Annotated in this window: 9 protein-coding genes; 3 read left to right on the top strand and 6 right to left on the bottom strand. The window is 68.4% G+C overall.

Annotation, left to right across the window (positions count from 1 at the left end; genetic code table 11):
• Positions 1 to 225: 225 nt before the first annotated feature.
• The 3 genes from ACWGKS_RS10955 to ACWGKS_RS10945 form a co-directional block, all read right to left on the bottom strand.
• A complete protein-coding gene (locus ACWGKS_RS10955; protein WP_452522466.1) occupies positions 226 to 1,140 on the bottom strand; it encodes a universal stress protein in 915 nt (304 codons plus the stop codon).
• Between the two features lie 148 nt (positions 1,141 to 1,288).
• Positions 1,289 to 1,711 carry a hypothetical protein gene (locus ACWGKS_RS10950; RefSeq protein ID WP_358511513.1) on the bottom strand — a complete coding sequence of 141 codons (423 nt, stop codon included), beginning with the start codon at positions 1,709 to 1,711 and terminating at the stop codon, positions 1,289 to 1,291.
• Between the two features lie 132 nt (positions 1,712 to 1,843).
• Positions 1,844 to 2,410: an ATP-binding protein gene (locus ACWGKS_RS10945; protein WP_452455568.1), complete on the bottom strand. Its 567-nt coding sequence runs from the start codon at positions 2,408 to 2,410 to the stop codon at positions 1,844 to 1,846.
• Between the two features lie 231 nt (positions 2,411 to 2,641).
• Here ACWGKS_RS10945 and ACWGKS_RS10940 point away from each other — a divergent pair, with 231 nt between their 5' ends.
• A complete protein-coding gene (locus tag ACWGKS_RS10940; protein WP_452455569.1) occupies positions 2,642 to 3,502 on the top strand; it encodes a helix-turn-helix domain-containing protein in 861 nt (286 codons plus the stop codon).
• Positions 3,502 to 3,744 (top strand): DUF397 domain-containing protein, encoded by a 243-nt coding sequence (locus tag ACWGKS_RS10935; protein WP_452455570.1) that lies wholly within the window; start codon positions 3,502 to 3,504, stop codon positions 3,742 to 3,744. The genes ACWGKS_RS10940 and ACWGKS_RS10935 overlap by 1 nt, the downstream gene beginning before the upstream one ends.
• Before the next feature lie 52 nt (positions 3,745 to 3,796).
• Here the strand turns inward: ACWGKS_RS10935 and dnaE are convergent, their stop codons facing one another.
• Positions 3,797 to 6,943, bottom strand: coding sequence for a DNA polymerase III subunit alpha (gene dnaE / locus ACWGKS_RS10930; protein WP_452522463.1), 3,147 nt, complete (start codon positions 6,941 to 6,943; stop codon positions 3,797 to 3,799).
• Positions 6,944 to 7,160: 217 nt separating this feature from the next.
• Between dnaE and ACWGKS_RS10925 the strand changes: the two genes are divergently transcribed.
• Positions 7,161 to 7,541 (top strand): hypothetical protein, encoded by a 381-nt coding sequence (locus ACWGKS_RS10925; protein WP_452455572.1) that lies wholly within the window; start codon positions 7,161 to 7,163, stop codon positions 7,539 to 7,541.
• Between the two features lie 109 nt (positions 7,542 to 7,650).
• On the opposite strand, the gene ACWGKS_RS10920 is transcribed toward ACWGKS_RS10925, so the two are convergent.
• Both ACWGKS_RS10920 and ACWGKS_RS10915 read right to left on the bottom strand, forming a co-directional pair.
• The gene (locus ACWGKS_RS10920; protein WP_452522461.1) at positions 7,651 to 8,598 is read right to left on the bottom strand and encodes an MBL fold metallo-hydrolase; all 948 of its coding nucleotides are present in this window, start codon (positions 8,596 to 8,598) and stop codon (positions 7,651 to 7,653) included.
• A gap of 995 nt (positions 8,599 to 9,593) precedes the next feature.
• On the bottom strand, positions 9,594 to 10,958 hold the full coding sequence (locus tag ACWGKS_RS10915; protein WP_452522459.1) for an HNH endonuclease: 1,365 nt from the start codon (positions 10,956 to 10,958) through the stop codon (positions 9,594 to 9,596).
• Between the last annotated feature and the right edge of the window lie 830 nt (positions 10,959 to 11,788).

The following is an 11,788-nucleotide window of genomic DNA, read 5'->3' as shown; positions in this document are numbered from 1 at the left end:
GGCAGGTCGGCCTGGGGATGACCAACTCAGGGGAGGCTAACCTAAGCTGGAAATCGGCGCACTGTGATGAGTATTACGAAAAGAGATGTTTCAGCTACCGATAGTCACATTTTCCGAGGTGATCCGGCCCTTGGGAATCCTCGCGTCGGTACCCACCGCACGGAAAACGGGCGAGGCGGCCGGCCTCCCGTGGAGTACCGACCGCCCGTGGTTCCGCTTTTGGGATCAGTGCTTGCGGATCGCCCGCGGCAACACCGTGACCGGAACGGTCGCCCGGTGCAGCACGCCCTGACTCACCGAACCCAGCAGCAGCCCTCGCACGCTGCCCCTACCTCGGGAGCCCACCACGATCATGTCCGCCGTCGCACCGGTGTCCACCAGCGCGTCGGCCGGGTCGGTGTCCAACCGCACGACCGAGACCCCCACGTGCCGGGTCTCCTCGTCCTGGACCAAGGCGAGCATGTCCGAGACCATCTCCTGCGACCGCTGGTCCAGCAGGTCGTTCGGCGGCGACCAACCGCTCTGGGCCAGTTCCTCGGAATCGAACGGCAACGGCATCCGCCAGCCGTGCACCACGACCACCGAACCGCCCTCGGCCCGGGCCGCCTCGCGCAGCGCGAAGTCCAGCGCGCCACGGGAGTAGTCGGAACCGTCCACGCCCACCACGATCCGGCGCGGGGCCGTGACCACGGAGGCCTCGCTTTCGGGCACCACGACCACCGGGCACTCGGCGCGCGCGGCCAACCGGACGCTCACCGACGACTCCAGGGCCGAACGCGCGGCGCCCAGACCCCGTGAACCCGTCACCAGTAGGTCCTTGGGCCCGGTGCGCCTCAACAGGGCCTTCGCCGGGTCCTCCAAGGCCAGGGCGGTCTCCACCGGAAGATCCGGTTCGAGTTCACGCACGTGGGCCTCGGCGCGGCTCAGAACCCGCTGCCCCTGCTCGGTGATCTCCTCGTTCGGCGGGAACCGGGTGGGCCCGGCGTACACCGACATCACCAACGGCATGGCCAGGGCGTGGACCACGTGCAGAGGCCACCCGCGACGCGCGGCCTCGGACGCGGCCCAGCCCAAGGCCCTCTCGGCCGTCGCCGACCCGTCGACACCCACGGCCACCTTCGGCGTTCCGTTCTCGGCCATCCGTGTTCCTCCCCCTCAACGGCGGTTTCCTTCGAGAGTGCCTCATGGGACCCCGCCGCGCCTCTCCAAGGTGGGTGTGGCGCGCGAATCGGGAGGAAGGGCCCAGGTGCGAAGTGCCGCACGACCCACCGGCATCAGGCCTTCCGACTCAGATCAGCACCGGGTTCAGGTTCGGGTTCGTCGGATTCAGGTACGGCCTCAGGAACGGGGTCGGTTCGGGGTGCGGTTCCGGTTCGGGTTCGGGGGTCAGGAGGTGGGTGAGGGTCGCGGCGTCGGGCACTTCGGCCAGGCCGGTGGAGGAGGCCACCCAGAACGAACCGGTCTTCTCCCCGTACCAGACGATCAGGTGTCGGTTGCGGGCCTGGACGGAGGCCGCGAAGGCGTGTTCGTCGCGGTACTCGGCCTTGTGACCTCCCAGGATGGGCAGCTCCTCGGCGCGGATCCGGCGGCAGGAGGGGTGGGCGCAGGTGGGGCAGACCGGGCCGATGAGCGGACCGCGCCGGGGCAGCCCCGGGCGGGTGCGGTAGAGCGGGTCACTGGAGGGGCGGGGTGCGGGGATAGGATGCGTCACTGATCCTGCTTTCTAAGCATGTGCAAGTGTGTGGATTTTGGGATCTGAGGGCCCGGAAGGCGTTGGCGCGCTTTCTGGGCCCGTTTCGCGTCTATGGCGCGATGTACTGCTGTGCTTGCTGGGGTGGGTGGGTCACAGCAGGCTGTTCCAGCTGCTGCCGGACAGGTCGTAGGCGAGGAAGAACCAGACCTGTCGGGTGCCGGTGAACCCGTTGTCGCCCCAGTTGGTGGCCAGGGAGTCGATCATCGCCAGTCCGCGCCCGGATTCGGCGTCGCCGGTCAGGCGTGAGGCGTGGGTGGTCAGGTGCTCGAACCGGTTCGGCTGATCCTTCTGGTCGGTGTGCTTGCTTCCTTGGTCGCGGCAGGTCAGGCGTAGTCCGTTGTCTCGGCGTTCGCACTTGAGGGTGTAGTGGCCGTAGGGCTGCCCGGAGCGGGTGTGGGTCAGCGCGTTGTTGGCGAGCTCTGAGCCGAGCAGGGTGAACAGGTAGCGGTAGTCGGTGCCGCGCTCGGCTGCGCAGGTGTCCAGGAAGGCGCGGACCAGCGGCATGTACTGGACCGAGCGGCCGAAGGTGTAGCAGCGGGACTTGAAGAAGCGGATGTCGTCGGGGCCGGTGAAGTAGTGCCGCTGGAACGGCGGGATGAGTTCACCGAGCGGAAGGGTGACGTCGGGCAGACCGGCCAAAGGTGCGATTAAGGGCATGACGAACAGAACTCCTGTCACAAAGGTGAGGAAAATGGACAATTCGGCGCGCCCGCTAGGTCAACGACCTTCACGATTTCCCGGAGGAGGGAAAGGGGCATGGCATAGCCTGGTCACATGAACCCTGAGTGAGAGTCCAGTCACTGGCTACACTCATAACCATAGCTCGACATTGGCGAGTGTCAACGGGATTATTTAGACAATGTCGAAAAACTTGCTTAGGCTTACCCCATGCATGAGCCTCACAGTCCCACCCTCCGATTTCGGCGCCTTGCCGCCCAGCTCAAACAGGGGCGCGAAAAGTCCAAATTGACCGTTTCTCAAGCCGGCAAGGCTCTGGGGTGGACGTCATCCAAGATCAGCAAGATCGAAACCGGACAAACTCGTCGAATAACACCCAACGACCTCGACAAGATGATGGACCTGTACAAGTTCGAGAACCCACCCAAGCGGCAAGCCCTGCACGAACTGGCGAAGGACGCCAAGAAACGTGGTTGGTGGTCCTCCTACAGGGAGGTCTTCGGGGACCAGGCGCTCCCGGACTTCGAGGCCGAAGCCTCCATCATCCGCAGCTTTGAAGGGCTCGTCATCCCAGGGTTGTTGCAGACACCCGCCTACGCCGAAGCTCTCTTCCAGGGCGGTCGCTACACCGATGCCGAAGACATTGCCCACCGGCTGGAAGCTCGTATGGCACGGCGGGAGATCCTGACCCGCTTCAATCCGGTGCATCTGCGTGTGGTCATGGACGAGGCAGCCCTACGGCGCATGATCGGCAACCCCTCGATCATGATCGAGCAACTGAAGCATCTGCTGCACATGGCTCGGATGCCCAATGTCGACGTGCAGGTGCTCCCCTTCGCCGCAGGGTCACACGCCGCGTTGGTGGCCCCCTTCAGCATTCTGGAGTTCCCAGAGCAATTGGACCTGCCCATCGTTCACGTAGGCACAGTGACCGATTCAGTATTCTTCGAGCAGCCCAAGGATGTCGCACGTTATAGCACCACATTCGGCGACATCCAAGGAACTGCACTGAGCACCACACAGAGCGCACGGTTCATCGCCGACGTGCTCACATTCCTAGAGAGCGACTGATGAGCAACGAGCTGGTTTTCCACAAGAGCAGCTACAGCGGCCAAGAGCCGAACTGCGTGGAGGTCGCGCACATCCCCACCGACTTCCGGAAGAGCAGTCACAGCGGCGTCAACGGCAACTGCGTCGAAGTCGCCGACCTGCCCTGTGGCGCGGCGCTCCGGGACTCCAAGCACCCCACCGACGGACACATCCCCTTCCCCTCCTCCGAGTGGGACGCCTTCCTCGCCATCGCCCGCGCTTGACCCCTCCTCCCTGAACGGACCTCCTCGAACGAACCGCACCGACGCCGGCACCTCACCCCTTTCCGGATGAGGTGCCGGCGTTCTCATCAAGGGGTCGGACCCGGGTGGCGGTGAGGGTGGGCAGCGCGCCCGGGGCCGCTCGCCGCACCCGCCCGTGGACCACCACCAGCTCAGAGCCGAACACCGAGGCCGCCGAGTGCCGTTGGGCGTCCTCGAACAGGGCCACATCGACCAGCCCGGTTCGGTCCTCCACGGTGGTGAAGACGACCCTGCGCCCAGACCGTGTGGGCGGGGTCTGCGTGCAGACCCGCACCCCCGCGACCATGACCCGCGCCCCGTCCGGAACCCGGTGCAGGTCTTGGGCTTGAACGAGGTCATGGGCGGCGGCCAGTGCGGCCAGGTGTTCGGCGTACCGGTCCAACAGGTGCCCGGACAGCTCGTAGCCCAGCACCCGCAGCTCCTCGGCCACGCGTTCGGCGTGTGTCATCGGAGTCCCCGCCCCCACCGGCACCTCCACGGGGTCGGTGCGCAGTGAGAGTTGGTCGTGCGCGCTCTCCACGACGCCGCCTCGCACCAGGGTGTGGGCGTGCACGAGGACGTCGCGCCGGTCCGGGGCACCGGGTGCGCCGGTGACCCCGGCCAGGGAGTCCAAGGCCCCGGCCAACACCAGGTTGTCCACCGACTCGCGGGACAGGGAAGCCCGAGCCAGCAGGTCGCGCGGGTCACTGAACGGTCGCCGCGTCAGCAACCGGTCGAGTTCGGCCCCGGTGAGGGCGCCCACGTCCGACAGGGACGGCCGCAGACCCCGCCGCCCCTCGGCGTCGGTGTCCACGTGCCAGTGCCGACCGGAGACGTTCACGTCCAACGCGAGCACCGCGACCCCCAGCCTGCGGGCGTCGTGCAACAGCACCCGACGTGGGTACATGCCGGGATCGTGGGTCATCACCCCGGCGAAGAACGCCGCCGGGGAGTGCCGTTTGAGGTAGGCGGACTGGTGGGTGGGCAGGGCGAACGCGGCGGCGTGCGCCTTGCAGAACCCGAAGTTGCCGAAGGCCGCCACCAGTCGCCAGGTGTCCTCGATCGTCCGCTCGTCGTGCCCGCGCGCGGTCATCAGGACACGAACCCGCGTCTCGACCTCCCGACGCCCCTGGTCGGTGGCCAACGCGCGCCGCATCGCCTCGGCCTCGTCGGCCCCGCAACCGGTCATGGTGTCCAGGGCGCGCAGGAGCTGTTCGTGGTAGAGCAGCGCGCCACCGGTCTCGGCCAGCACGGGGGCCAAGGACGGATGGGGCAGCCGGGGCGGCTCCGTGCCCTCCCGCGCCCCCAGGTAGGCGCCGACCATGTCGGTGCCCATGGGACCCGGCCGGAACAGGGAGATGTCGGCGATCAGGTCGGCGACCCCGCGCGGGCGCAGTCGGGACACCAGTTCGCGCTGGCCCGGGCTCTCGATCTGGAAGCAGCCCAGGGTGTGGGAGGCGCCGACCATGTGGGCGGTGGCCGGGTCGTTGTCCGGCAGGGCCTCCAGCTCCGGGCGGGTCCCCTCGGTCCGGCCGATCTCCTCGACGGTGTGGGCCAGTGCCGACTGCATCCGTACCCCCAACACGTCCAGCTTGAGCAGCCCCAGGTGTTCCACGTCCTCCTTGTCGGCCTGCACCATCGGGTAGCCGGCGCCCGAGGGCTGGGTGGGGACCCGGTCGCCCAGGGCGTGGTCGGACAGCACCAGACCACAGGGGTGCATCGCCACGTGGCGGGGCAGCCCGGACAGCCGCTCGGCCAGCGCGAACAGCTTCTTCACGTGTGCGGTGTCCAGACCGTCCAGGTTCCGTAGTTCGGGGAGTTCGCGCGCGGTCTCGGTGATCCGGGACGCCCGGACCCGGGGGAAGACCGAGGCGATCCGGTCGACCTCCACCGAGGGCAGGGACAGGGCGGTCCCGGCGTCGCGCAGGGCGCTGCGTGCCCGGTAGGTTTCCAGCATCGCCACGGCCGCGCTCGCCCCTGGGTGGGCGGCGATCACCGCGTCGTAGGCCTCCAACCTGCGCGCCGACTCCACGTCCAGGTCCACATCCGGCAGGCCTGGCCGGCTCGGGGTGCAGAACCGCTCGAACGAGAGCCCGTGTTCCAAGGGGTCGATCGCGGAGATGCCGAGCAGGTGCACGACGAGGCTGCCCACGGCCGATCCGCGCGCGAAGCAGCGGATGTCCTTGTCCCGGATGGCTCGGGCGGCGTCGGCGACGGTGAGGAAGTAGCTGGCCAGTCCCATCCGGTCGATGACCTCCAGTTCGTGCCGGGCGCGTTCCTCGGCGGCTCGCCCCATACGAATGGCTCCGTCGCCGACCAGGGAACGCAGCTCGGCGGCGGCATCGGGCCGGGTGGGCAGGTGGAGACGGCCCCAGCCCAGGTCGGCGACGGGGTCCAGGGCGCAGGAGGTGGCCAGGGCCAGGGTGTGGGCGACCAGGCGTCGGGCGCGGGCGGTGTCGCCGCCGCACACCCCGGTCGCGATGAGGCGCATCTCCTCGCCTGTGGCCAGGTGCGCGCGGTCGGTGCGGGGCTCGGGCCGGTACCCGCCGGGGGCGTGCCCGCGGATCCGGTCCAGGGCCCGAGCCACCCCGGCGTGCTCGCCGGTCGGGTAGCGGGCCGCGTTGGTGAGCACCGCCAGCACGTGTTCGTCGTCGGCCAGACGGACCAGGTCCCGGGCGGTGCGGCGTTGCCCTGCGGCGCCGTGGTCGTGCGGGGCCAATGCGATCTCCACACCCAGGTCCCGCCAGGCGCGCAGCAGGTCGCGGGCGCGCACGGGGAGATCTTGGGCCATGGCGCGGCCCACGTCGGAGTCGTTGCCGAGCAGCACGACGAGTCCTTCGTGGTGTTCGGCGATCTGCTCGGGGGTGGCGGCCACCGGGCCGGGGGAGTGGTGGACGGAGGTGACCAGACGGCACAGGTTCGCCCAGCCTCGGGCGCCGCGGGCCAGCAGGACCACCCGGCCGCCCTCGGGTGAGGCCAGGGCCAGGTCGACCCCGAGCGCGGGACGCACCCCGCTTTCCGCGCAGGCGCGAAGGTGTTCGGCGACCCCGAAGAGCCCGTCCCTGTCGGTGAGGGCCAGCACCGGCTGTTCGTCGCGGGCGGCCCGTTCGACCAGGGCGGCGGGCGGCACGGTGCCGTGCCGGAAGGAGAACGACGACGTCGAACGCAGATGCGCGAACACCGGTGACACCCCTTCCGTGACCGGCAGAAGGGGAAGACGCCGTTGTCGAACCTATGTTCGAAATGGTAGCGCAGGACGTTCACCTCCGCATCCTGACCAGTGCGAACGGTCGCTTCGCCACCCCGCGTGGCTATACCCGGGGCGGAGACCGCGCCATAAGCTCAGAACTTCGCCCTCGGGCTACTATGACCGGTAAAACCGTTGGAGGAGAGACTTGATGGCCACCACACCCCCTGCTCGAACCACCGACCCGCACGGCTGGACCGCCACCACGCCCCCAGCCCGCGTCACCGACCTGCGCGACGAGATCGCCACCGCGATCTCCACCGCGCGCGAACTCGGCCAGGACTTCGACACCGAGATCGCCGATTCGCTGGCCACGCGTATGGAATCGGAGACCGCACTGAAGGGTCAGGGGGAGCAGGAGCGGTCCGGCCCCGCCACGCGCTTCGAACGGACACGCAAGGTCGCCGGGTGGGGCGCGCTCGGTATCGTCGCCGCCGCCTGGGCTGCCGAGTCCACCCCCGAGGGAATGGCGTGGGGGATCCTCGCCGTGATCGCGGTCGTGCTGCACGTGGTGCGAACCTGGCGGTCCTGACCCTCCGCCATAGGACACGACCCGCTGCCCCACTTCTGTGGCGGCGGGCCGGCGGTGGTTCCCCCGGCCGATGCCCGGGCGACTTCGCGCGGGCCCATAGGCGGGTGGTTCAGGTCCTGAACGGATCGGTGCTCCGGCCCAGGACCGGCAGCGCCAGGTCCACACCCTCGTCCTCCGCGCGCCTGGACAGGAAGTCCAGGGTCGAGCCGAGGTCGTCGACCACCCGGGGCAGTGGCCGTGGCGGGTGCTTCAAGGAGATGGTGAAGTCGTCCCAGTGGATCGGCACCACGCGCCGCGCGCCGGTGCGCTCCACGACGTGGTGCCAGTAGTCGGACCGGAACCCCCGGTCCTGTTTGCCGAGCGTGCCCACCCCCAGGTAGACCGTGTCCGCCTGGTGGCCGTCGAGGGCGCCCGGCAGCCAGTTGGCGCTGGCGTGGATCAGCAGCTCCCCGTCGGGATGGGCCACGTGCAGCGAGTAGCAGTCACCCGTCTTGAAGTCGCCGGCGCGCCCGGTCCGCAACGGGCGGCCGATCACGCCGGGGGCGATGTCGCCGGGGCTGTGCTCCGCCGACAGCGCGGTGAGCGTGAGCGAACCGAACCGCATCGGTTCGCCCAGGTTCGCTTGGTCGAAGCGGCCACCGTCCATCCCCTGACCGGCGGCGATGTTGTAGGTGGACCCCGAACCGATGAGCCGAGCCCCGGTCAGCTCGGCCACCATGGGGGCGTCGAGCGCGTGGTCGAAGTGGGAGTGCACCACGAACACCGCGTCCAGGCGGGAGATGCCGAAGCGCGCGAGTGCGGCCTCCACCCGGGCCCGGTTCGGGGCGAGCCGCTTGAACGCCAGGTCGAGCTTGCTCGGGCGACTGAAGAAACCGTCGGTCAGTACTGCGGTCTCGCCGTCGGTGAGCAGGATCGTGGAGACCCCGAGGAACACCGCGCGCAACCGTCCCGGGGCGTCGTCCGCCGCGGGTTCGCGCAGGTCGGCCCAGGGGGACATGGACGGACGAAGCAGACCGCCCCGTGCTCCGTGCGTGGGTCGTCGGGGGTGAGTGGTCATCGCGTGCCTCGTTCTTCGGAAGTAACCCTTGGGCGGATGGCCGTCCAGTCTGCCGAACGTCCCTCTTCCCGGAGTATCGGGGCTGCCCGACACATGCCGATGTGCTCGAAGGCTCATGACCATGGGCCCTTGAGAACCATGTGCCGCTCTGTTCTCGGTGTTCTCGGCGCGGCTGAGCTGAAGGGTTTTGGGTGGCCGGGTCCCCTGAAGGATGAGGCGGAGTTGGTGTGGGGTGTGTTGGTGGGGCGCCTGGGGTCGAGAGCCTGCCGGTGGTTGGGCGGGGTGGGGGTGGGTTCTCCCTCCTTCCCCGCCGCGTGATTGTTGCCGCCCGCACCACACGCGTCAAGGCAATGTCGGGTGCTCTGGCAGCGGTGTTGGTGGCCTTGACCCGTGCGGTGCGGGCGGCGGTTTGGCGGCTATCGGGGAAGGGGGGAGAGTGGTTGAGGTTCCTAACGGCCCCGGGCCCTGGGGGCCCGGTCCGGCCGCAGGCGGCCGGATGCCTTCCCCTCCCTCTGGTGTCCTCGTGGGCCGCGTCGCCACTACGTGACAGGCCCGGTCACGAAGGACCCGCTACAGGCCAGACACGGGGCGGGGCGCGTCCCTGCGGTAGCCGGCCCCGGTAGCAAGACCGCACCGAGGCTCACAGCAGGCCCCGGTACCGGCGGGCCGTTAGCAGTGGTGGTCAGTGGTGGTGGGAGTAACCCAGGTGCTGCTACCCGGTGCCGTGTCCGCAGTGGGGTAGCCCCGGTGCCGGCACCCGGCACTGTGCCCGTAGTGGGGTGGCAGTAGGGCCGATCTCGGCAGGTGTGCTGCCGACACCCCCAACAGGAGCCACTCCGGCCCCTGGTTATGGCTCTGGGTGGGGGGTTCGTGGTGGGGGCATGCCGATATCCCCACAGGGCACGGGCCCTTGGGGTCTGACACCCGCTTGGGGCGTTCTCGGGGTGGTGGTGTTCCACCTGGCGGAAACGCGTGGTGGAAGCGGGTCGTGGTGGTTAGAAGGCGGTGGCTGGGGCTGGCTCTCCTTCCCCGTCCCTGTCCCCGCTGGTCTCGGTGTCCTGGCGGTTCTGGGCGTGGTGGTGTTCCCAGATCTTCCGGTTCACCTTGGCCTGCAACCGGTGCTTGAGCCGGTTATGGGTCGAGCACAGGATCTGCATGTTGTCGGAGCTGGTGGCCCCGCCGTGGGAGAAGGGGACGATGTGGTCGAACTGCGACCAGCTACGCGGCACATCACAGCCCTGGTGCCACTCGCAGTAGGACTTCTTGAACCCTGCCGCCTGACGCACCGGATCCGGAGCACACCGGTATTTGCGCCCCACGTCCAGCAGGGTCCGGCCTTCCTCGTCGGTCACGAACCGGCGCCACCAACTGTCGGGGGTCAGGCGGGACACCATCTGGTCGGGGATGACCACACCGTCCTCAGTGACGGCGGGCTCAGCGGTTTCGTCTCCGAGGAAGCGCTTCAAGGGGACGGTGATGTTGAGGGTCGCCAACGGCTGGCGGCTCAGGCTGGAGCACCCCCGGTGTGTCAGGGCGGTCTCGAAGATCCGCATCATCGCGTCATAGACCCGCTCATGCTTCGGCATCGCCGCGTTATCGGGACCGTACGGCTCGGTGTAGGCCTCCAGGGCGGCCTGGATCAGCTCGTTGTCGGCCCCCGGCCCCCACATCCGCAACAAAAACCCGGACTCGAACGTCGGCGAGAACTGCGCGCCCCGGTTCTCGAACACCTCATCAAAGTCCCGGTCGGCCTTATCCGGGTCCAGGCGGGCGACGAACCATTTCGCCGCGTCCCGCAACTGGCGCACCGAGGTCTGGGGGCGTTCGTGTTTGTAAGCGATCAGACCGTATTCCAACCGGGCCCGAAAACCCTCCACCGAAGGGCGCTGGGCACGGAATCCCTCATCCGCTTTTTCGAGGACCTTCGCCCACTCGGCGGTGGCCTTTTCGGTGGAAGTCGCGATCGCGCACGCCTCACCCAACGACAGAACACTGTCCTGGAAGGCCTCTTCCACCAACGGCAACTGCTGCCGGTACAGGCCCCGGGCGAGGATGGCCAGGGTGTTGGCTTCGGCCGGGGAGGTGCCCCACTGGTGGGTGATCCACGCCTGGATACTGCGCTGTCCGCCCTCTTCCAACAGGGCGCCGGTGGCCTCCATGCGGGCCAGGGCGGGCAACATCCCATAACGGATACGGTCGACTTCCCCATTGAGGCGGCCGAACTGGGCGAGCACATCGGTTTCGCACCCGAACGGGATATCCCGTTCGGAGAATTCCACCGCCCTCTCCCGCGCACCCGCCATCGCCTGATCAACCAGGGTGTTCCCGGTCGGGCGCGGTGTGCTGGGAGGAAAGCTCATACTCTGATTATAGGCGAACACCCCAAAGAATGGGAGACTTACTCGTGGGTATATTCAATTCGTTTTCCGGCCAGCGGATGCACCTACCGTGAATAGGGCGGCCATTTCGGGTTACCCACAACCCGGGATTAAATAGGTTCCTGTTTTTGATCTTGCTCGTAGCGCCAATTTGGGCGCCGAACATGGCGCTACGGACAAGATCATCGGGGAAAAGCCTCCGGAGCCTGCCACCGCAGGGACGCGCCCCACCACCCTTCCCACCTGTAGCGGGCACTTCGTGACCCCACCGGTCACGTAGTGGCGACGCGCCCCACGAGGACACCAGAGGGAGGGGAAGGGATCCGGCCGCCTGCGGCCGGAGTGGGCCGCAGGCCCACAGGGCCCTTTGGGACCCCAACCACTCTCCCCCTTCCCCGATAGCCGCCAAACCGCCGCCCGCACCGCACGGGTCAAGGCCACCAACCACAGCACTACAGAACCCGACATCGCCTTGACGCGTGCGGTGCGGGCGGCAACAATCACGCGGCGGGGAAGGAGGGAGAACCCACCCCCACCCCGCCAGGCCGCCGGTAGGTTCTCTACCTGAGGCGCCCCACCAACACATCCGAGCTACCCCACCAACCCCAAGAACCAAAAACCCGAGGCACCCCACACCCCACACCCCACACCCCACACCCCACCCCCATCACCCCGGGCAGCGCAAAACCGGCGAAACCAGAGGCTCCCCCAAGATCGATGGGATCACGTAGGCGGAACGGTTCACCACCCCGAACTCTCCCGCCTGTGGATAACTCAGGGGAGAACCAGCCCCCAATACCGGGCTCCGCTGC

Source organism: Nocardiopsis sp. NPDC055879 (assembly GCF_053615935.1).
This window is presented reverse-complemented; position numbering and strand designations above follow the sequence as displayed.

Excerpts from the sequence above, each read along its gene's own strand:
- ACWGKS_RS10940 (WP_452455569.1), top strand. The coding sequence starts at position 2,642 with ATGCATGAGCCTCACAGTCCCACCCTCCGATTTCGGCGCCTTGCCGCC.
- ACWGKS_RS10955 (WP_452522466.1), bottom strand. The coding sequence starts at position 1,140 with ATGGCCGAGAACGGAACGCCGAAGGTGGCCGTGGGTGTCGACGGGTCG.
- ACWGKS_RS10935 (WP_452455570.1), top strand. The coding sequence starts at position 3,502 with ATGAGCAACGAGCTGGTTTTCCACAAGAGCAGCTACAGCGGCCAAGAG.
- ACWGKS_RS10920 (WP_452522461.1), bottom strand. The coding sequence starts at position 8,598 with ATGACCACTCACCCCCGACGACCCACGCACGGAGCACGGGGCGGTCTG.
- ACWGKS_RS10925 (WP_452455572.1), top strand. The coding sequence starts at position 7,161 with ATGGCCACCACACCCCCTGCTCGAACCACCGACCCGCACGGCTGGACC.
- ACWGKS_RS10915 (WP_452522459.1), bottom strand. The coding sequence starts at position 10,958 with ATGAGCTTTCCTCCCAGCACACCGCGCCCGACCGGGAACACCCTGGTT.
- ACWGKS_RS10945 (WP_452455568.1), bottom strand. The coding sequence starts at position 2,410 with ATGCCCTTAATCGCACCTTTGGCCGGTCTGCCCGACGTCACCCTTCCG.